Source organism: Achromobacter sp. 1012554356 (genome assembly GCF_059760815.1).
On sequence record NZ_JCBANC010000083.1, the window covers coordinates 1 to 20795 of the forward strand.

Below are 20795 nucleotides of genomic sequence, written 5' to 3' on the forward strand. Positions count from 1 at the left end.
GCCCCAGCACCCCCACGACAACCTCACCCGCCGGCCCGCCGAGCTCTCCGGTATGCAACGGATAGATCACCGAGTTGATCCGCGTGCCCGGATCCAGTTCGTCCCAGCGATGCGCGGCCAGGACTGTGCCGTCGCGAGGGTCTATCCATACAGTGGAACGCCCGTTCGGATGCGGATCGTCGGGGACGCGCATGCGAATGGCCATCGGCCGGTCACGGTTCGGCGTGTAGAGAATGAAGCCGATCTCACCACCCGGGAATTCGGCCTTGGCGGCCGCTGCGAAGGCGTCCAGAGACGGCGGCTCTAGCGTCCCAGTCTGCAGCGGCGGCATCGCGGCTGACGATTGAGACATGCCAGCCTGCAACGGCGCCGTCCCAGCCGTCAGCCCCGTCAGCTCAGGCAGCGTTGGCGCCACCACGCGAGCCTGCCCGCTGGCCGCCGTGATCCACCCACCGATCGGACGCCACGCAAGATAAGCTCCCGTCGCCACCGACACCGCCAAGAACACCGCCAGAATCGCGCCGCCCTGTCGATGGACATCAAACAGCGCCCGCAACGTTCCCTTGTCGAGGACCATGCGCAGCGATGGCGGCCATTTGCGCGGCCACCAGATCACCAGGCCGGACAGCATCAACACCAGATACGCCAAGGCAGCCCACGCCAGCACCGCCTTGCCCGTCTGCCCCAACATCAACGCGCTGTGCAACTGATAGAGAAAGGCGGCAACGCCTTCGTTCTCTGCCCGCCTGCCCTGCTCCCGGCCGGTCGACGGGTCCAGATAGATGGTGCCGCGCCAGCCGCCGCGTACCCGCACCTGCAACGTGTCACCTGACTTGCGAGGTGGATCGAACGTCAACGACGCGTCCGGGCCGAACGTGTCCACCAAAGTGCGCCGCACGGTTTCCAGTGGTACTGCGCGGTCATCCGGCCGGCTTTCCGCGACGAAGTACGCCGGATGCAAGAGCCGATCCAGCGGCCGCACCGCCACGAGCAAGCCGCCCGTCAGCCCGGACAGGATCAGCACCCCGCCCAGAATGAGCGCGGCCCATCGATGGCAGGTCAGCCAGAAGCGCCGGACCATCAATAAGCCAATCGCGCTTGCACGTAGACCATCCGCGGCGCGCCCACCATGCGCCCGCCGTTGGTATCGACGTTGCGCGTGTAGTAACGGCGATCAAAGAGGTTGTTCACCCCCACCGCCACTTCGCTGCCGCGCCATTGCGGCACCTTGTACGCCAACTGCGTATTCCAGACACTGAACCCAGGCACGCGCCCGTTGGTCGCGTCCGCATTCTCAGGCCCGGTGTTGGCGGTATCCGAGTATTGGCCGCTCTGCGCCGTGGTGAACAAGTTCAACGTCCAGTTGTTGCGCGTATAGCGGCCGCCCACCGTGCCGGTCTGGCGCGAGTAGAACGGCACGTCGTTGCCTTCGAATTCCCCCGATTTCTGAATGGCGCGCACGTACGTGTAGTTGGCGTAGACGTTCAGGCCGGCAAGCGGGCCGGACCGGTCGAAGTCATAGTCGATGGCGAATTCGACCCCGTTGTGCGTCGTCGCGCCCAAATTGCGGAAAACGGCCGGGTTCGTGCCGGGAATCGACAGGATCTGGTTGTCGAAACGCAGGTCGAAAACGGTGAACTCGGTGTGCAGTTGCTCGCCCGAGTAGCGCAGGCCGGCCTCGACCGTCTTCGCGATCTCGGGGCTCAGCGGATTGGTCGCCGACATGGAGTTGAGCTGCGTGTACTGCACCGCGCCGAACGAGGTGTTGTAGTTGGTGTAGAGCGTCAGCGCGTCGCTGAGCAGGTACGCAACGTTCAGCGACGGCAGCCCGCGGCTGTTGCGCATGTCGAACGGCGTGTCGTTGGCGGTGCCGTTGGGCTGGCGGTGCGTGTCGATGCGCTCGTAACGCACGCCCGGTGTGATGCGCCAGTTGCCGTACGCAATGCGGTCGTCCAGGTAAACGGAATGCGCCTCGGTTTCGTTGTCGAACACCTGCTGCACACCGACGCGCTGCCCGGTCGTCAGCGACTCCGAATAGCGCCGGTCCTGACCCGTTTCGTGGATGTAGCGGTAGCCGATGGTCACGTCGTGCGTCGTCGGCCCCCATTCGATGCGCTGCGTGTAGCGCGGTTCGATGCCCAGGACCTGGTTGTTTCGCGGCTGGTAGTCGTTCCGGTTCGCGGCGGGATTGATCAGCGAACTCTGGCGCGAGCTGTCGTAGTGATAGACGCGCGCCTCGAACTCCTGCGTGTCGGAAATCGAATTCAGGTAGCCGATATCGACCTGGTCCCGCTGCCCTTTCCAGTAATCGGTCGGGTGCGTGTTCTGGAAGGGATCATCGCGATACTGGGCGACGGTCAGCCCACCGGGCGTCATGGATTTGACGTCGTAATGCGCGAACTTGCCGTAGATCTCCGACGTGGGCGTCAGCGCAAAGCGCCATTTCAACGCTACGTCGTTGTAGCGGTCATCACTGCCATCGCGCCATTGCTCGCCGTCCATGCCGGAATACATCAGCGCCACGCCCAGGCCGTTGTCGAACTGCGTGCCCAAAAAGCCGGTGTATTGGGTGTTGGCGCCGCCGTGGCTGAAGATGTTGTAGCGGGCCGAGGCCTCGGCGGTCAGGCCGGATGTGTTGGGAATCGCGCGGGTCTTGAAGTTGATGACGCCGCCCACGTTCTGCGGACCATAGCGCACAGCCCCGCCGCCGCGCACGACGTCGATGGCCTCGATGTTGCCCAGGCTGGTCGGGGACATCACCAGGTTCGGCTGCCCGTAAGGCGCCATCGCCATCGGGATGCCGTCCAGCAGCATCGTCGTACGGAACGAATTGCGGGGGTTCAAGCCCCGGATGCCGACGTGCAGGCCTACCGAGCTGCCCGTGGCGCTGGTGCTGCCGCTGATCTGCACTCCGGGCACGCGGCGCAGCGCGTCCGCCACGCTGGTGGCGCCGCTGTTCTGGATTTCGTCGCGCCGCAGCAGCGTCCGTGCGCCGCCAAACGTCTGCACGCTGTTTTCAAGACCGGTGCCCAGCCAGTCGCCGCTGACCTGGATGGATTCCAGCGTGCTGGCGCTGGCGGCGGGCTCGGCGGCCTGCGCCGAAGGCTTTGCAGCCGACGCCGCGCGCACGACATAGCCCTGCCCGCCCTGCCCCTCGGCGACCAGGCCCGTGCCAGCCAGCAGCCCGGCCAGGCCGGCGTCCACCCCGTAGCTGCCGCTCAGGCCCTGCGTCGTCAAGCGGCCGGCGTCTTCCGGACGGAAGGAAACCGTGATGCCCGCCGCCTTCGCGAAAGCCGAAAGTGCCTGGTCCAGCGGACCGGCGGGGATGCGGTAGTCCTGCGCGCCGGCTTGCATCGCCGGTTGAGCCGCCGCGGACGATGAAGCGCCAAATGCGGCGGTCAGGCTCAGGCTCAATGCGGCCAGGCGCAAGACGCGCGTCGCGGCGCGTGCGGGCGAGGAGTTTTGAAGTGCCACGTGTTCACATCCCGTTCAGGTCATCAATGCGCGATATGCCGGATGAGCCGGGACAAAAGGGACACGCAGGGACCAACACAGTTGTAAATAAGTGAAACGACGTCGCGTCGGTTATTTGCTGAGGGACACCCAGTACGGCGTCCGCGTCGTTACGCGCAGCTCGAGGGTGTTGGCCACGACTGCAAGCAGCGCATCCGTGTCCTGCAAGCGGAAGACGCCGGACACACGCAGGCCCGCCACAGCCGGGTCGCAACGGACGACCCCGCGCCGGTAGCGCGACACTTCGGCCAGCAATGCGTCCAGCCGCATGTTGTCGGCCTCTATCACCCCGCGCGTCCACCCCGGTGCAACGCCAGACCGCAGCGGCGCGTCCGGCAGGATGTCGCCTTGCAGGAAAGCCTGCGCCGTAAAGCGCACGGACTCGCCCGCGTTGAATACCCGCGTTGATCCTCCATTCGCCAGCGTGACGGCGACCCGATGCTCAAGCACCGTCAACTCGGTCATGGCGTCGCGTGTGTCCATCTGCCGGACGACGAACTGGGTGCCCAGGGCTTGCAGACGGCCCTGCGGCGTCTCGACATAAAAGGGCCGAGCCGCTTTGTCGGCCGCCGTGCGCACATAGACTTCGCCGGCGCGCAACTGGACCACACGGGCCGCGTCGGAATACCGTACGTTCATGCCGGTATCGGTATTCAGCAGCACCTGGCTGCCGTCGGCCAGCACCAGATCCTGGTTTTCGCCCACCGCCGTGCGGTATTCGCCCGCCTGCCGATGGTTGATGCGGTATCCCAGCCATGCCGCGGCCGGCGCCGCGAAACCCACAGCCGCCAGCGTACGCAGCACCGTGCGCCGGCTGACCCGCGCCTCGCGCGTCAGCAACGGCACCCCCAGCGCGGCCGGCACGGCATTGAACTGTTGCGTCAGGCGCTGCGCGCGTTGCCAGGCGAGCTCACGGTCGGGACTGTCCGCACGCCAGCGCTCAAAGGCGGCGTGATCGGCCGGCCCTGCCTCGCCCGAGTGCAGGCGCACCAGCCAGCGCGCCGCTTCGCGGATGATCGCGGCGTCCAGGGGCTTGGATTCGGTGGCGGCCATCGATCAGTACTCCAGCAAGGTCAGGCAGACCTCGAAACCCTGCGCCATGTACCGCTTCACCGTGCGGTCGCTGAGCCCGGTGCGCACCGCAATCTCGGCGTATGTCAGGCCTTCCATTTGCGACAGCACGAACACTTCCCGCGCCTGTGGCGCCAGATCGGCCAGCATTCGGTCCAGTTGCTGCAGCGCCTGCTGCACGCCCAGCAGCATTTCTGGCGACGCCTCCATCTCGGGTGGAATCGCGGCAACGGCCTGCAGCCAGGCGCGCTCGAGCGACCGGCGGCGCCAGTGATCGTTCAGCAGGCCGCGGGCGATGGTGGTCAGATAGGCGCGGGGCTGCCGCAGTGTGCGGACTTCTTCGGGATTGCGCAGGACGCGCAGAAAGGTGTCGTGCGCGAAATCCGAGGCCTCGTCGCCATGGCCGAGCTGACGCCGCCACCATTGGCAGAGCCATTCGTAATGGGTTTCGCAAAGAAGCTGGAGCGGCTGGAGGGGGTTGGACATGCTCAAACGCCCCGGCAAGCAGCGCGATGACACGGAAAAGCCGCCTGTCCGGAGTGTGGTCAGGCGGCGAGAACCTCCAAATGATACCAAGAATTGTTCGCAACGGGTGTCCGACGCCGCGTCGCCCGGGAGTCACTGCCAATCCTTCGCGTAGATCCGCTTCCACTCCTTCTCCATGTCGACGACTGTCCACCCGCTCGCCCGCGCCGCGTCCAGGGCCTTGTCCAGACGGCCGACGCTCGAATCGCGGTCGTAGGCCCATTCGCGCTTGGCGTCGGTGTGGTGAACGATGCCGCCAAAGCGCTTGCCCGGCCCGGCGGTGGTCCATTGCAGCATCTGCAGGTCGCCATCCGAGTTGCCGAAGGCCAGGATCGGGCGCTTGCCGATTTGACGCTGGATGGCCACGGGTTTGCCGGGGCCGTCATCGTTGAAGTCCAGCTTTGGCAACCGCATCAGCGCGTACCCGTTTCCGCTTGCCACGAACTCGCTGCCGAACGCCGTACCGATGACCTGCTCCGGCGGGATGCCGTAGGCCCTCTGCGTCCAGGCGCGCATGAACTCGGTTTCGCCTCCCGACACGATGTAGGTCTTGAAACCGTGCGCGCGCAGGTAATCCAGCAGCTCGCGCATCGGCACGTACGTCATGCTGTCATACGGCAGTTTGGTGCGCGGATGACGCGCGGTTTGCAGCCATTGGTCGACACGCTGCGTGTACTGCGGGACGGGCATGCCGGTGTTGGTGGCAAGCACGATCTCCATCATGCCGCGCTCGCCGGACTTGGCCACTGCGGCATGATCGTTCTGCAGCACCGCCATGAAAGGCTGGCGCGTGGCCCAGTCCGGATGCGATGGCGCCAGCGCGTGGACCTCGTCCATCGAGAACATCACCTGAAAGTAGATCGGCATCTCGCTCCACAGCGTGCCGTCGTTGTCGAAGACGGCGATGCGATCTTCGTCGGGCACGAAGTCCGGGCTGCCTGGGTCGGTGACCGCTTTCACGAACGTGACGATGGCCATGCGGGATGGCCCGTCAGTCCACGACGCCAGCTCCGCCTGATTGTGGCGATCTGACGCGGCGCATCCGGCCAGCAGACATAGGATGCAGAGCCACATCCAGGCCAGCCCCCGCACAGAGGGGCGTTGAATCGAAGTCTGCATGCGGATCTCCCGGGCGCGCATGGCGCAGTGATGACACCACTTGGACGACGTTCTGCATCAACGGCTGGCGATACTGCCCTGCGAAGGCTGCGCCGCCTTCCATTGCTGCGGCGTCATGACGGTACGAAACCCGATATGCGACATGGGGTTGAGCGGATCCGTGCCACGTCGAGCGCTGGCGCGGTAGCTGATGCAATACGTGTCGCTGCATAGAAACGATCCGCCGCGGGTCACGCGCTTGGGCGCCGACACGGGCGTGGCGCCGTCGTCGGGATCGAAGCTATCGGCTGGGCCCGCCGGGTCCCGTGGCGGCTGGCGGTATTGCGCCTGAAACCTGAAGGCGTCTGCGCGGTACCAGTCGGACGTCCATTGCCAGACGTTCCCGGCCATGTCGTACAGGCCATAGCCGTTGGGTGCAAAGCTGCCCACGGGCGTGGTGCCGACCTGCACCTTTTCATCCTTTACGACCGGAAACGGCTGCGGCTGCCGGGTGTCCCAGATATTTGCCATGGCCGTGCCCTGCGGCAGCAGTTCGTTGCCCCACGTATAGGTGGCCTGCTCCAGCCCGCCCCGTGCGGCAAATTCCCACTCGGCTTCCGTCGGCAGCCGCTTGCCCGCCCACTTGGCGTAGGCTTGAGCGTCCTCGTAAGACACCTGCACGACCGGGTGATCGTCCTTGCCGTCGATATTGCTGTCAGGCCCCTCGGGGTGCCGCCAGTTCGCGCCCGGTACAAAGCGCCACCAGCGGGAATAGTCGCGCAATGACACCTCGGTCTCGGTCCCGGTGAACACCATGGCGCCCGCCTGCAAGGCGCTGTCGTTGGGACGCGGCGTGCCCGCCGGAAGCTGGACGCGCAGATCTTCCCAGCGCGGTTTCTGCTCGGCGGTCGTCACGTAGCCGGTCGCCTCGACGAAACGGCGGAACTGCGCGTTGGTGACGTCATGCACGTCCATCCAGAACCCGCTGACGCGCACCTTGTGCGCCGGTCGCTCGTTGGGTTGCGACATCTGGTGGTCGTTGCCCATCAGGAATTCGTTGCCCGGTATCCATGCCATCGCCGCCGGGCCCTGCTTGCCGTCTCCCACCGTGACGACAGGCGGCCCAGCCGGCGGCGCGGAGACAACCACATACGCGCCAATCGCGCCTGTCGCGCCCAGTATTGCCACCAACGCCAACCCGATCTTCGCGTGCTTTTTCATGCGCGTTCTCCTTGAAGAGAATCCTTTCGCAATGAAGCCGTTACAACGCGGCGGCCCGCGAGGCCAGCTTGCGGTTGCCCTCGCTATTGGGCTTGAGACCCATGCGCTCGGCGGTCAGCACCTTTGCGAGCGACCGCGCGCCGTCGCGCAGCGCCGCCTCGACCAGCGTCAACGCCAGGACGTCCCGCTGTGCGTGGCTGCCGCCGAACCGGTGCGCGATGAGGCGCACGTCGCGCAACAGATTCACGGTCAGCCCGTAGTCTTCGCGCGCGAATGCCAGCAGCGCGTGCGCCACCGGCAGTCCCACGTCGCGCGTCATCATGGCGTTGGTGCCAGCGCCCTGCGCGGCGGCTTCCATGGCCTCGATGAGCGTCTGCGCCGCGGCGTTGTCGCCGGCGCCCAGGAAGGCCATCAGGGCATGCACGTCATTGAAGGCGTAGTAACCCGAGCCGCCGCGCGCCTTCCACACCTCGGCAAGCTGCTGCCACCGCCAACCGACATCAATCCCGCGCAGCAACAGGCGCCACAGCATGGCCGATGCGTCGATAAGGTCAAGCACCTGCCCGGTGGACGTTTCGCGCAACCGGTCGTCGTACATGGCGAGCACGTTGGCGATGTCCTCGCGGTCCAGATGAAACAGGGCCAGGTGCCACCAGTTGTGAATGGACAGCATGTTGTCGCTGGACCAGTCGTCGCGGCGGCCGTTGAGCCAGGCGATGCCCTCGTCCACCCTGCCCTGCATTTCGAGAACGTGGGCCACCGCGTGCACGGCCCAGGGGTCGCGCCGGTTCAGATCCAGCGCGCGCCGGCCCTGGGTTTCGGCCGCGCGGTAGAGATTGGTCTCTTCCAGCCCGAAGGCGTGCATACCCAGGACGTAACCGTAGTCGGGCATTTTGCAGTTCCAGGCGGGCAAAATGCCGGCCACGCGGTCGCGCAGCATGGCCGAGCGGCCAAGCAGGAAGTCGCCGATATGGCCGACCTGCAGCGCCAGCGTGTCGTGGGGATAGTCGGCCAGGATGTCGGCGTAGCGTCGCAGCGCGGTAGAGAAATTGCCGTCCAGCCAGGCGCGCGCCGCGGCGGTGTGCCGTCTTTCGCGCTCGTTGGCGATGTCGACGAGTGCTTCGGCGGCCTCCACGCTTTCGCGCATCAGCGGCTCGACGCATTTGTCGCTGGCGGTAATCATCATGCCCGCGCGCAGCAGGTGGCCCATGACGAATACGGGGTCCTCGGCCAACGCCTTGTCGATGACGCCCAAGGGGTCACCGTAGTAGCCGTGAAAGAGGCTTTGCGCCTGCTCGTAGGCAGCCATCGACGCCGGTTCATCGCTGGAAACGGGATTGCCCCGTACATCGCTCAGCGCCATGGTGATCTCCCAAAGGGCCGGCCCGCGACGGGCTTCGGAAATATAAGCACGGATAACGCATGCCGGCAAAACGCAACTGCGCTAGTGCGGTTGCACCGGGCATGCGGGTATGGACAGGCGGGTAATTGAATCTTGTTGACATGCGGGAAAGGAAGATGAAAATTATTGCAGTTCAAATCCCGCGGACGACGCGTCCCGGACTGAACGTTACCCAAGTACGTAGGCCAATGTGAACCGCACGGTTTGCAGCTTCGTGCGGTTGGTTTCACTCTCACAACGGAGTTGAAAATGGCGACCAAACGAACGCTCACTTGCGGTGCCGCAGCACTTTTCCTGGCGGGAGCGGCAATCTGTGCCCCCGCTTCCGCGCAGGACCAGCGCAAACCCAACATCATCCTGCTTGTCTCCGACGACACCGGCCTCGGCGATCTCGGTCCGTATGGCGGCGGCATCGGCCGCGGCATGCCAACGCCCAATATCGACCGGCTTTCTTCCGAAGGCATGACCTTCTTCTCGTTCTACGCGCAACCCAGTTGCACCCCCGGCCGCGCCGCCATGCAGACCGGCCGCATCCCCAACCGCAGCGGCATGACCACCGTGGCCTTTCAGGGCCAGGGCGGCGGCTTGCCTGCAGCCGAATGGACGCTCGGGTCAGTTCTGAAAACCGCCGGCTACAAGACGTTCTTTACGGGCAAATGGCATCTGGGCGAAGCGGACTACGCCCTGCCCAACGCCCAGGGCTACGACGAGATGAAGTACGCAGGCCTTTATCACTTGAACGCCTACACCTACGCGGATCCCACCTGGTTCCCCGACATGCCCGCCGACGTGCGCGAGATGTTCCAGCGCGTCACCAAGGGCGCATTGTCCGGCAACGCCGGCGAAAAGCCGCGCGAGGAATTCAAAATCAACGGCCAGTATGTCGATACGCCAATGGTCAATGGCCGTGAAGGCGTCGTCGGGATTCCGTTCTTTGACCGCTACGTCGAAAAGGCCTCGCTGGACTATCTGGACCGCAACGCCAAGTCCGAGCAGCCGTTCTTCATGAGCATCAATTTCATGAAGGTGCACCAGCCCAACATGCCGGATCCGGACTACATCCACAAGTCGATGTCCAAGAGCAAGTACGCGGACTCGGTCGTGGAACTGGACGCACGCATCGGCCGCATCATGGACAAGATCCGCGAGCTAGGCCTGGACAAGAACACGCTGGTGTTCTACACGACGGACAACGGCGCCTGGCAGGACGTCTATCCCGATGCGGGCTACACGCCGTTGCGTGGCACCAAAGGCACTGTGCGCGAAGGCGGCAACCGGGTTCCCGCGATCGCGTGGATGCCGGGCAAGATCGCGGCGGGCTCCAAGGACCACAGCCTGGTGGGCGGCCTGGATCTGATGGCGACGTTTGCGGCGGTGGCGGGCGTGAAGCTGCCCACGAATGACCGCGAAAACAAGCCGATCATTTTCGACAGCTATGACATGTCGCCCGTTTTCTTTGGCACGGGCAAGTGCGACCGCAAGTCTTGGTTCTACTTCACCGAGAACGAGCTGTCGCCGGGCGCGGTGCGCGTTGCCAATTACAAGGCGGTGTTCAACCTGCGCGGCGACGACGGTGCGGTGACCGGCGGGCTTGCCGTGGACACGAACCTGGGCTGGAAAGGCGCGGAGTCCTATGTCGCGACGGTGCCCCAGGTGTTCGATCTGTGGGCCGACCCGCAGGAGCGTTACGACATCTTCATGAGCAACGTCACGGAACGGACCTGGACGATGGTCATGATCAACGACGCCGTCGCGCCGCTGATGAAGACGTATATCGACTACCCGCCCCGCAAGATGCAAAGCGAAGGCTATGACGGGCCGATGACCTTGTCCGGTTACGAGCGGTTCCAGTACATCCGCGATAGCCTGGCCAAGGACGGTTTCAAGCTTTCCCTTCCCACCGGAAACTGATGCCGAAACGCTGCGTCTCACCCGAATTCAGGTGACGCGCACGGATGCGGGACCAGTCCGGGCAGGCGGCTTGCTGCTATCGGCGGATGGACGCGGCAGTTCCATCCCCGCAAGCTTGCCGCCTGCCAGCTTGTCACCCGCCTGTAGGAGGTCCCATGTGGGAACCCAGCGAGAGCTATCCAGATCCCGCCATCGAGGTGCTGGATCCCCGATTCCTCAAGATCCGGCTCACCAACGCTGGAATCGAACGGCTGGCCACGGGCGTGCGGTATGGCGAGGGCCCGGTGTGGTTCGGGGACGGCAGGTGCCTGATCTGGAGCGACATTCCCAGCAACCGCCTCTTGCGGTGGGACGAGGAAACGGGTGCGGTGTCGGTGCACCGCCAGCCGTCCGGGTATGTGAACGGCAACACGCGCGACCGCCAGGGCCGGCTCATCAGTTGCGAACATGGCGAGCGGCGTGTGGTGCGAACCGAGTACAACGGCACGCTGACAGTGCTGGCCGACCGTTTCGAGGGCAAGCGACTGAATGCGCCGAATGACGTCGTGGTGCGCCGGGATGGATCGATCTGGTTCTCCGACCCGGTATTCGGCATTCTGAGCAACTACGAAGGCTTCAAGGCCGATCCGGAACTTCCGACGCACGTCTATCGGCTGGACCCAGGCACAGGACAGCTACAGATCGCGGTTCAGGGCATCCACAATCCCAACGGGTTGTGCTTTTCGCCGGACGAACGGCTGCTGTACGTGGTCGACAACGGATCGTCGCCGAACCGCATCCTGGTCTACGGCGTGCAGGATGACGGCACGCTGGACGGCGGGCGCCCCTTTGTCGAAGCGAACGGCGACGCGATTCCGGACGGCATACGCTGCGACACTGACGGCAATCTCTGGGCCGGCTGGGGACCGGGTCCCGATGTGAGCGGCGTGATGGTGTTTGCACCCGACGCCACCGCGATCGGTCGCATCGCCCTGCCCGACCGCTGCGCCAACCTGTGCTTTGGCGGCGCGCGCCGCAACCGGCTGTTCATGGTGACCGGCCAATGCCTGTTCGCACTGTATGTGAATGCGCAGGGCGTCGCATACTGCTGAACCGGCAGCTATAAAAATCCGATCCAGCGTCCCGCCACCAGACAACCCACCCACAGCGCCAGCGACGCGCCCGCCTGCACGCGAAGCCTGCCCGTGGGCCGCCGGCCGCTTTCGACGTCGGCCCACGCATGGCCGCGGTGCACCAGCCAGGCATTGGCTGCGCCGGCCGCCAGTAGCGCCATCTTCACCAGGAATGCGGGATTTTCCAGATATTCCATCGGACGCACCGAAAACAGCAACGCGCCCGTCAGCACCGCCAGAGCCAGTCCTGTCGCAGCGGTGCGCGCCAGCGCCGGCGCCAGGACAGCCAGCGAGGTCGGCTTCAGGATGCCGAGCAGGCGCAGATCCAGCGGCACGATGGACCCGATCAGCAGGCCGATCGCGCCAATATGCGCGGCGTTGACCAGCAGATAAAGGAGGCCGGACCGGCGCAGCCACAGCGCCGGCGGCACGGATTCAAGCTGTTCGAGCGCGAGCCGCAGCAGTTCGGGCATCCGGCGCGGGCGCTCAGGGTTTCTTGATACGGCTTGGGTAGATGTCGTAGGTCTTGCCGCCCACCGTCACCTGCACGGCCTTCATGCGCTTGGCGGCGGCGTCCTGGTCGCGGTTGCCGACGGCGGTGATCGCATCGCCAGGCTTGGCGGACCCTTCGATGAAACCGGCTTCCTTCGTCTGGCTGGGATTGCCCAGCTCAACGGTCCACACGCCGTCCTTGGCCCGGACCTTGAGCATGGGGTGCGGCGGCGCGATCTGCACCTGTTCGACCGTGCCTTGCAACGTCATCTGTTCGGATTCCGCCCACGACCAGCCGTGGTGCGCCATGGCGGCGGGGGCGACGCCGCCGAGGGCGGTCATCGCCAGGGCGGCGATCAACGCGCGTTGAGAAAGCTTCATGTCGATGCTCCTGAAGTTGCGGTGGCGTGTCATTCGTCCGCGCGGCGGCGGCACGGGCGCGAGCGTGCGAAAAAACAGGATAGCAGCGCGTTCCTGCAGCCGGTGTGAATTTATTTGGTGGGCTGCGCGGCGATAACTCGTGAGCCGTTGCCGAGAATTTACTTTTAAGAATTCACTTTAAGAAGCACTATTCATAAGTCACATAATCATAAGTAAATCAACTGGTTATCGAATAAATATAGGATTTCACTTGAGACTAAGAACACGCCCAGAATCGTTTGCGCCTACCTGATTCACCCAGGAAAACCCTGCGGAACTTTCCCCATTCCGTAACGGTCGCTTTATGTTCAGGCAATTGTCAGCATATGCCGATATTTGCCCTGAGCTCGACTCCGCGCGTCCACCCTCGGGAGAATTGCATGTCATTGCTCCGCTCGCGTTTCTTCGCGAATCAGCCCTCCACCCCCACCACGCGCCCTCCTGATCTCCCTGACTTCCACGGCCTTACGCTGCGTGCCGATCCATGTCCATGGCGCGCGCAACCATGAGCGCCGTTCCTGACGCCGTGAACAACCGCGCGCCCACCGGCCTATCGGTCATGGACGCAACCATGGTGCTGGTGGGCGTCGTCATCGGCATCGGCATCTTCGGTTTCCCTCCCCTTGTCGCCCAGCATTCCCATTCAGAGGCCATGTATATCGGCCTGTGGTGCGCGGGCGGGCTCGTCATGCTGGTGGGCGCGCTTTGCTATGCGGAACTCGGATCGGCGTACCCCGGCGCCGGCGGCGAATACCTGTATCTGACCCGGGCGTGGGGCGCGCGTGTCGGGCTGATGTTTGCCTGGGCGCGCTGCTCCGTCATCCAGACGGGCGCAATCGCGGTGGTGGCCTTCATTTACGGTGACTACGCGAACCAGCTGTTGCCGCTCGGCACGCAGGGACCCGCCATGCACGCAGCCATCTCGGTGGTTGTGCTGACTGGCCTGAACTTGATCGGCACCCGCTATTCCAAGCGCCTGCAATGGGTCTTTACCGTGCTGACGGTGATCGCCCTGGCCGCCGTCCTGATCGCCTGCCTGACGGCCACAGGCGGCGAGGCGCTCAAGACCCCGGACCCCGCGCCACTGTCGGGCAATACCGCAGGCCTGCTGGGCATGGGCATGGTGTTCGTGCTGCTGACCTATGGCGGATGGAACGAAGCTGCGTATCTCAGCGGCGAACTGCGCGATCCCGGACGCAACATGAGCCGGGTGCTGCTCATCGGCACAGCGGTTGTCACCGGCGCCTATGTGCTGACCAACCTTGCCTTACTGGAGATCTTTGGCTTGCAGGGGCTGCGGGACACGCCCGCGCTGGGCGCCGAAGTCATGCAGCTTGCGGCCGGGCCGTACGCGGCGGCACTGCTCAGCCTGACCATCTGCGCCACGGCGCTCAGCACCATCAACGGCACCATCATCACCGGCGCGCGGGTGTATTACGCGTTGGGCCGGGACGTGCCGCGGCTGCAGGCGTTGGCCGGCTGGAACGACCGCAATGAAACGCCGGTCAGCGCGCTGGTGGTCCAGGGCGTGATCACGCTGGCGCTGGTGGCGCTGGGCGCCTTCAGTCAGAACAGCGTGCAGACGATGGTGGCGTACACCGCGCCCGTGTTCTGGCTGTTCATGATGCTGGTGGCCGCGTCCGTCTGGCAACTGCGCCGCCTGGATCCCGATCGCCCCCGTCCCTTCCGCGTGCCGCTCTTTCCGCTGCCTCCCCTGCTGCTGGCGCTGACCTGCGCCGGGCTGGTCGTTTCCAGCGCCATGTATGCCGGCGCGGGCGCCCTGATCGGGCTGGCCGTGCTGGCAGCCGGCGTGCCCCTGATGCGCCTGCTCAAGCCCGCCCAGGCCGCGGGCTAACCCGTTCTTCCCTGTCCTCTTCGTCCAAGGAACCCTCACCATGCAACGCTCCAACGCACGCTTTCACGACTCTTCCAAGACCGCAGTTCAGGTGTTCACCCCGCACCTGCGTCTGGCGATGCTGGCCTCCGCGATGGCATTCACGCTGCTGGGCGCGACCGCCGCCATGGCGCAGACCGCCGCCGCGCCCCCCAAGGCCGGCGAACAGAAGGCTTATGTGCCCGACGTCGGCCAGGAAGGCAAGGACGTCATCTGGGTCCCCACGCCGCAAAGCCTCGTGGACAAGATGCTCGACATGGCCAAGGTCACGCCCAAGGACCGGCTGATGGACCTGGGCTCGGGCGATGGCCGCACGGTCATCACGGCCGCGCAACGCGGACTGACCGCGCAAGGCATCGAGTACAACCCTGACCTGGTCGCGCTGTCGCAGCAGAACGCCAAGCGCGCCGGCGTGGCCGACCGTGCCACCTTCGTGGCGCAGGATCTCTTCACTACCGATCTGTCTCAGGCGGATGTGATCACGATGTTCCTGCTGTCCACCATCAACGAGAAACTGCGGCCAAAACTTCTGGAACTGCCAGCCGGCACGCGGGTCGTGTCCAATACCTTCCGCATGGGCGACTGGGAGCCGGACGCTTCCGAGACCGTCACCGAGAACTGCCAGACCTATTGCACGGCGCTCCTGTGGATCGTGCCGGCCAAGGTTCAGGGCAAATGGGATATGGGCGGAGAGACGCTGCAGCTCGATCAGCACTATCAGGTGCTGTCCGGCAAGCTGGGATCCGTGCCGATTTCGGACGCCCGGCTGGATGGCACGTCGATCACCTTCACCGCCAACGGCGTGCGCTATGCGGGCGTCGTGAACGGCCGCACCATGAGCGGCAGCGCCGCCGGCAAGGGGGAATGGCGGGCCAAACGGAGCTGATCCCCCTCAGAACCGCCAACGCAGATCGATCGAGCCCGCGTGCTCGCGGCTGCCATCGCCATACTGCCCCGAGTACGACACACCCAGCGTGGCGGATCGCGTCATCGCCACGTCTGCGCCAAACTCAAGCAGTGCCGCATCGCGCGCGATCGGCGCTCCGGCAACCGTGAACGTCTGGCTGCCATCGAATGCCATCGTGGCGCGCGGCGTAACATCGTCGAATGCATGGCGCCAACCGACCGAACCGCGCAGGGTGCCCTCGGCGCTGCCCACTTTGAAGGCCGTGCGGCCGCGCACACCTAGCGTACTTGACACCTCGTCCTGACTCTCGCCACGGCCACGCAAAGCGGCGAACCCGCCCGATTCGTTGAAGCCTCGTGTGCGCAGATCGCTGTACGACACCCCCGCGAACGGTTCGACGCTCGCCCGATCGGACACGGCGATTTCGTAGCCCACTTCGGTGAACACCTGCGCCGTGCTCGCGCCGTAATCGGCGGTGAGCTTCTCGGTGGCGCCGGCCACGCGGGCAGTGCGTTCGATGCTGATGTCGTGCCAGGTATAAGCTGCGCCGGCCATCACATTCAGCCGGCCGCGGCCCGCTTCAAAAGATTTGCCGCCGAACAGCGCCGCGCTATAGCTCGACACATCGGCTTGCGAGGCACGGTCGTCCACGCGCGACTTGCCATCGGTGTAGCCCACGGCGCCACCCACACGCCAGCCGTTGCCCACGGCTTGGTCCGTGCCCATGAAGACACCGCTCGTGCGCTGGCGCACCTCTGCGTGGTTGCCGTCGCCTGCGATCGTCTGCCAATTGCCCACCAGTTCCGCCCAGGCCGGGAGCGCATTCGACACGGGCAACGCCGACGCCGGCGCCGGTCCCGACCCCGCCTGCGCCGTCGGGGCGCCCGCACGCATGCCGGCATTCAGATTCGCGCGCAGACGGTTCAGCGGCAGCGTGCGCACCGTGGAACTCAGCCCCATCAGCGTGCCCGCTATCCCGGCATGCGCTTCGCCCGAAAGACTGTCGAACGCCGCAGGCGGCGCACCGGCCGGCAGCGTCAGGATGTACTCATGCAGCACGTTGCCCGCGGGCAGGCTGTCCAGCGCATTCGCCGTGGCGCGCTGATTGTTCGTATTGGCTGCGTCGGCAAACGCCATGGGCGTCGGTGGGTTCGGCTGCGTGCCATCCACCTGTTTGCGGGCCAGCTGCATCGTCACGCTCTGGCCGTCATAACCCAGTGTCGGATCCAGATAGGCGTAGTTCGAACGCACCGACGCGAACTGGCCCTGCACCTGATTGGCCGTGAGAATGGTGTACTGCCGCGTCGTGGCAAAACCGCCCTCGGGCCCCACGTGCACGACTGAACCCGCCAGACGCGCGGTGCCGCTCACGTCGATCCGATCGCTGCCGCCCGAGTCGGGATCGGTCTCGACGAGGTATGTGGCGCCGGGCGAGAACGTGAGGTCGCCCATCACTGTCAGCGTGCCGATGGAATTGCCCGGCGCGATGGTCGCGCCGCTCATGAGCGTGGTTGTGCCCACCTGGCCCGTGCCCTGCAGGGTGGCCCCCTGGCGGAGCGTCAATGCGCCGCCCAGCTTGCCGGCGCCTGCGCTGCCCACGATCAGCGTGCCCGCGTGCACATCGGTATGTCCTGCGAATGCGCTGCTATCGCCTGCCAAGACGAGCCGGCCTGCGCCGGTCTTAGCGAGCGTGCCAAGGCCCGTCACGCGATCGGCATAAGCAGCGTCGCCGCTGGCATCCAGCCGCAATGACGCGCCCGCTGCGACGTCGGCGTCGCCCGTGAAGCGATTCGCGATCACGGCCAGCTCGCCGCCCTCCACGCGCCACTGCTGCTGATGGGCATCGGCCGCAAGCGACAGGGTGCCAAGGCCGCGCTTGCTGAAGCTGCCTGTTCCCGTGATCGCCCCCTGATACGTTGCATTCGCGGCCTGGTCAAAGACGACGGCGCCCTGGTTCAGCAGATTGCCGTTGATGGCGCTCGCGCTGCCCACCAGAGTGCCCGCCTCGACGAACGTGTTGCCATACGCATTCGCGCCGCCAAGCATGAGCGTGCCGGCGCCGCGCTTCAAGAGATCGCCCCCCCCCACCAGATCCTGACTGACCGTGAACGTATGAGCCGCGTCTTCGATGTCGAAGCCGCCGCCCTGTGCGCTCCAAAGAATCGTGCGCCCGGTCGACGCAAACTGATCGCCGGTGATGCGCAGCGTGCCGCCCTGGAATCGCAGCGCGCCCGCCGTGCCGAGGTTACTGTCGCCGCTAACCGACAGCGTACCGCCTGAAAGGCGCGTCTCCCCCTGATAGATGTGCGGACCGGATAGCACCAGCGTGCCGCCGCCGGTCTTATCGATGCCGCCAGCCCCGCCAATCACCGCGCCGACGTTCGCGGTCACGCCCTGCAGAACGCGAACTTCGCTACCCCCCGGCGCGGTATCGAGCCCACCCAGGGTGCCGTTGCCATGCACCGCGCTTTGCAGCGCGTAGCCATCGGCCACGAACTGCAAGCCTTCGAAGGCCTGCGTTCCTTCGACCGTGATGGTGCCGCCACCCGCGGTGTTGAATACGGCGGTCTTGCCCGCCCAGGCCTGCGCGATGTTGCCGTTTTCGTTGGTCCATTGCGCGGACGTGTCGCGCCACGTGCCCGCACCGCCCATCCAGGTTTGCAGTTGATCCGCACCGACGCTACCCAGGCGCAAATCGATGAAGCCCGGCAGACTGCTGACCACGGCCACGGGCTGTCCCGCAACACTGAGCGGTACGCCAAGATTGTTGGCGAGCAAGTTGCCGCCGTAGCTCAGGAGTCGGTAGTAGCCGGGACCTGCCAAGGCAGACGCGTTGTCCAGCGAGAGCGAACCGTTCAAGGTCACGTCATCCGTGACGTTCACATGCGAACTGACGCCGGCCGACGGCGTGGCACCCGCCGCGCCCAGTGTGTAAGCCAAGGTGCTACCCGCGTCCAACCGCAAAGACCCGGTGATCCGCAAGGTCTCGAGGGTTGATCCTGGCGCGAGCGTGCCGCCCGATAGCACGGTCACGGCCCCGACACGGCCCGCCCCGGCCAGGGTGGCGCCGTCGGCGACGGTAAAGTTGGAGCTCGTGGCCTGCCCGCTCACGAGCAGCGTGCCTGCCTCGACTACCGTTGCCCCCGTATAGGTGTTCACGCCCGATAGCCTGAGCGTGCCGGTGCCGAGTTTACGCAGGTTCAGACTGCCTCCCAGTGTTCCTGAGAACGTCGTCGACGCATTGTTGCTTCCCACCTTGAGACCCACGCCGCCCGAAGCGCTGATCATGCCGGCACCCGCCAACGATCCGATGTCTTGCGACGCTTGCAGGGTCGCGATTGCTCCGGCCCGCACGTCGAACCCACCGGACCCGAGCACATTCGTGCTCCAGGCGGTGAGCGACCCCGCCTCGAGCACGGTACCGCCCGTGTGTGCGTTCGCCTGCGTCCAGCTGACTCCGCCCGTGCCGCGCAGGCGGAGTTGCCCCGTGCCAGACAAGGGCGCCGAGAGATGAAGGTCAAGTTGGCCATTGTTGTCGAGGATCATCCCGCCATTGCCGATGACCACCTCGCCCGCCGCAAACCCCTGAAAAAGCGAGGTTGGCCCGACTGCACGCAGGCCACCGCCCTCGAAGGTGATCTTGGCCGCGCCCGCGCCTACCGGCTTGCGGATCTCTGCCGCGGAGACAAACGAGATCCCGTCTGTGGGCGAGCCCCGCACTACGAGTTGACCATTGCCGCCATTCGTACCTATGCGAATCTGCGCGGCGGAGAGCGTCGCGCCATTGCTAAGGGTAATGGTGCCCGCGCCGGCTACCGTGCTGCCCACATCAAGCACGTCCGCCACGGTCAGCGAAGACTGCGCGCCATCGATGGACATATTGCCGATAGCGGCCTGCCCGACCACCGCTCTCGTCGCACTGACCGTACCGCCGCTAAGGATACTGAGCGTGCCGGCGCTCGCCCCGCCCAGGGTCAAGTCTTGCGCCAACCACGCCGAGTTCGCACCATTGACCGACACGGTGCTGGGCAAGGCGCCGCCCGCCCCTCGGCCGATCGTCGACGTTCCGGTCGTCAGGATGGCCCCGTTCGACACCGCCATGGTCGTTGCCGCCGTCTGGCCGATATCCAGCGAGGAGGACACGGAACCCAGGCGGGCATTGGGCCCCGACAACGTCAGGCCCCCGCCGTCGACCCGGATCGCGCCCGTCATGGGGCTGTTCCCCGTGAGCGTCAACGAGCCGGCCAGATGTTTTTCAAGTGTGCCCGCACCGGTGAGCGAGCCACTGTAAGAAGAGGCATTAGTGCGGCTGAACAGGACAACGCCTTCGTTGGCGATATTGCCGGCAATGGAGCCGGTTACGCCGCTGCCGACCTGCAGCACGCTACCCGACTCCACGGTCGTGCCGCCCGTATACATATGGGTGCCGCTCAGCCGCGTGATACCCGTGCTGCTGACGGTGACCGTCCCCGTGCCCTGGATCGAGGGCGTGAAGTCGTAATCGAGATCGGATTGATTGAAACGAATCTGTCCGTCATTGGTGATTCGGTTGAGCGAGACGATGTTGCCGCCGGACTCGGCGCCGCGCAAGGCGTTGCCGATGTTCAGCACGCCGTTGCTCTGAATCCGCAGGCTCTGGTTCTCGCCGCTGAGCATCAGGGTCGAGGCCCCCGCTAGGTTCAGCACACCCGCGCCCCCATTGACGCCGCCGCCTAGCACCACCGAGGCAAACGCATCTGTGACGCCCACGTTCAACAACGACCCACCCATCAAGGTGACCATGCCATCGCCACCGCGTCCGCCGCGTGTGCCACCGCCACTCGCGCCGCCGATGTACAAGCTCTCGTCGATGTAAAGGCGCGCCTCGTTCAGCATCAGCGAGCCGGCGCCTCCACCGCCCCCTGCTGTGGGCGTGACACCGGCAGGGCCGCCATCGCCGCCGCCACCACCGCCGACGAACATCTTGCGGATGGACAGGGAGCCGTTGTAGACCGACATCGTTCCAGCCGTCCCATTGCCGCCCGCCGTCATTCCGCCGCCACCGCCGCCGCCACCGATACCTACGAAATCGTAAGCACCCAGGGGTTGGGCAATGCCCCCCCCCGAGATCACAAAGCTTAATGCATTGCCGCCGCCCGCTCCGGGATGCGTATTGGGCGGCGAGCCGGCCAGGTTCTCCACGGGTGCGCCATCATTGCCCGGGGTATTTCCCGAGCCCCCGAGCCCGCC

At 65.5% G+C, this 20795-nt stretch carries 14 protein-coding genes; 4 read left to right on the plus strand and 10 right to left on the minus strand.

Going from position 1 to position 20795, the window contains the following annotated elements; all coding sequences use genetic code 11:
* The 7 genes from AC6LJW_RS27365 to AC6LJW_RS27395 form a co-directional block, all read right to left on the minus strand.
* A partial coding sequence (locus AC6LJW_RS27365) for a PepSY-associated TM helix domain-containing protein (protein ID WP_498088776.1) occupies nucleotides 1-1081 on the minus strand: 1081 nt, incomplete at its 3' end.
* Nucleotides 1081-3354, minus strand: a complete 2274-nt coding sequence (locus tag AC6LJW_RS27370; protein ID WP_498088781.1) for a TonB-dependent siderophore receptor — start codon at nucleotides 3352-3354, stop codon at nucleotides 1081-1083. The genes AC6LJW_RS27365 and AC6LJW_RS27370, both read right to left, overlap by 1 nt.
* 231 nt (nucleotides 3355-3585) lie before the next feature.
* Nucleotides 3586-4566 carry a FecR domain-containing protein gene (locus tag AC6LJW_RS27375; RefSeq protein ID WP_498088777.1) on the minus strand — a complete coding sequence of 327 codons (981 nt, stop codon included), beginning with the start codon at nucleotides 4564-4566 and terminating at the stop codon, nucleotides 3586-3588.
* Nucleotides 4567-4569: 3 nt separating this feature from the next.
* Nucleotides 4570-5070: a sigma-70 family RNA polymerase sigma factor gene (locus AC6LJW_RS27380; protein ID WP_056561328.1), complete on the minus strand. Its 501-nt coding sequence runs from the start codon at nucleotides 5068-5070 to the stop codon at nucleotides 4570-4572.
* 132 nt (nucleotides 5071-5202) lie between these two features.
* Nucleotides 5203-6183: an HAD family hydrolase gene (locus AC6LJW_RS27385; RefSeq protein WP_498088782.1), complete on the minus strand. Its 981-nt coding sequence runs from the start codon at nucleotides 6181-6183 to the stop codon at nucleotides 5203-5205.
* Between the two features lie 102 nt (nucleotides 6184-6285).
* Complete coding sequence (locus tag AC6LJW_RS27390) at nucleotides 6286-7428, minus strand: formylglycine-generating enzyme family protein (RefSeq protein WP_498088778.1); 1143 nt, start codon at nucleotides 7426-7428, stop codon at nucleotides 6286-6288.
* A 40-nt stretch (nucleotides 7429-7468) separates the two neighbouring features.
* Nucleotides 7469-8791 (minus strand): tetratricopeptide repeat protein, encoded by a 1323-nt coding sequence (locus AC6LJW_RS27395; protein ID WP_056561324.1) that lies wholly within the window; start codon nucleotides 8789-8791, stop codon nucleotides 7469-7471.
* 288 nt (nucleotides 8792-9079) lie between these two features.
* Here AC6LJW_RS27395 and AC6LJW_RS27400 point away from each other — a divergent pair, with 288 nt between their 5' ends.
* Nucleotides 9080-10741: an arylsulfatase gene (locus AC6LJW_RS27400; RefSeq protein WP_056561322.1), complete on the plus strand. Its 1662-nt coding sequence runs from the start codon at nucleotides 9080-9082 to the stop codon at nucleotides 10739-10741.
* Nucleotides 10742-10896: 155 nt separating this feature from the next.
* Nucleotides 10897-11832, plus strand: coding sequence for an SMP-30/gluconolactonase/LRE family protein (locus AC6LJW_RS27405; protein ID WP_056561321.1), 936 nt, complete (start codon nucleotides 10897-10899; stop codon nucleotides 11830-11832).
* Nucleotides 11833-11840: 8 nt separating this feature from the next.
* On the opposite strand, the gene AC6LJW_RS27410 is transcribed toward AC6LJW_RS27405, so the two are convergent.
* On the minus strand, nucleotides 11841-12326 hold the full coding sequence (locus AC6LJW_RS27410; RefSeq protein WP_498088779.1) for a DUF6644 family protein: 486 nt from the start codon (nucleotides 12324-12326) through the stop codon (nucleotides 11841-11843).
* A gap of 13 nt (nucleotides 12327-12339) precedes the next feature.
* Nucleotides 12340-12726 (minus strand): DUF6152 family protein, encoded by a 387-nt coding sequence (locus AC6LJW_RS27415; RefSeq protein WP_056561318.1) that lies wholly within the window; start codon nucleotides 12724-12726, stop codon nucleotides 12340-12342.
* A 529-nt stretch (nucleotides 12727-13255) separates the two neighbouring features.
* Between AC6LJW_RS27415 and AC6LJW_RS27420 the strand changes: the two genes are divergently transcribed.
* Together AC6LJW_RS27420 and AC6LJW_RS27425 are read left to right on the plus strand one after the other, a co-directional pair.
* Entirely contained in the window at nucleotides 13256-14620 is a 1365-nt protein-coding gene (locus tag AC6LJW_RS27420; RefSeq protein ID WP_056566498.1) for an APC family permease, read from the plus strand.
* 166 nt (nucleotides 14621-14786) lie between these two features.
* Nucleotides 14787-15545, plus strand: coding sequence for an SAM-dependent methyltransferase (locus AC6LJW_RS27425; protein ID WP_427986385.1), 759 nt, complete (start codon nucleotides 14787-14789; stop codon nucleotides 15543-15545).
* Between the two features lie 6 nt (nucleotides 15546-15551).
* On the opposite strand, the gene AC6LJW_RS27430 is transcribed toward AC6LJW_RS27425, so the two are convergent.
* On the minus strand, nucleotides 15552-20747 hold the full coding sequence (locus AC6LJW_RS27430) for an autotransporter domain-containing protein (protein WP_498088780.1): 5196 nt from the start codon (nucleotides 20745-20747) through the stop codon (nucleotides 15552-15554).
* Nucleotides 20748-20795: the final 48 nt, after the last annotated feature.

Excerpts from the sequence above, each read along its gene's own strand:
- AC6LJW_RS27370 (WP_498088781.1), bottom strand. The coding sequence starts at position 3,354 with ATGCAAGCCGGCGCGCAGGACTACCGCATCCCCGCCGGTCCGCTGGAC.
- AC6LJW_RS27375 (WP_498088777.1), bottom strand. The coding sequence starts at position 4,566 with ATGGCCGCCACCGAATCCAAGCCCCTGGACGCCGCGATCATCCGCGAA.
- AC6LJW_RS27380 (WP_056561328.1), bottom strand. The coding sequence starts at position 5,070 with ATGTCCAACCCCCTCCAGCCGCTCCAGCTTCTTTGCGAAACCCATTAC.
- AC6LJW_RS27385 (WP_498088782.1), bottom strand. The coding sequence starts at position 6,183 with ATGTGGCTCTGCATCCTATGTCTGCTGGCCGGATGCGCCGCGTCAGAT.
- AC6LJW_RS27390 (WP_498088778.1), bottom strand. The coding sequence starts at position 7,428 with ATGAAAAAGCACGCGAAGATCGGGTTGGCGTTGGTGGCAATACTGGGC.
- AC6LJW_RS27395 (WP_056561324.1), bottom strand. The coding sequence starts at position 8,791 with ATGGCGCTGAGCGATGTACGGGGCAATCCCGTTTCCAGCGATGAACCG.
- AC6LJW_RS27400 (WP_056561322.1), top strand. The coding sequence starts at position 9,080 with ATGGCGACCAAACGAACGCTCACTTGCGGTGCCGCAGCACTTTTCCTG.
- AC6LJW_RS27405 (WP_056561321.1), top strand. The coding sequence starts at position 10,897 with ATGTGGGAACCCAGCGAGAGCTATCCAGATCCCGCCATCGAGGTGCTG.
- AC6LJW_RS27410 (WP_498088779.1), bottom strand. The coding sequence starts at position 12,326 with ATGCCCGAACTGCTGCGGCTCGCGCTCGAACAGCTTGAATCCGTGCCG.
- AC6LJW_RS27415 (WP_056561318.1), bottom strand. The coding sequence starts at position 12,726 with ATGAAGCTTTCTCAACGCGCGTTGATCGCCGCCCTGGCGATGACCGCC.
- AC6LJW_RS27420 (WP_056566498.1), top strand. The coding sequence starts at position 13,256 with ATGGCGCGCGCAACCATGAGCGCCGTTCCTGACGCCGTGAACAACCGC.
- AC6LJW_RS27425 (WP_427986385.1), top strand. The coding sequence starts at position 14,787 with ATGGCGCAGACCGCCGCCGCGCCCCCCAAGGCCGGCGAACAGAAGGCT.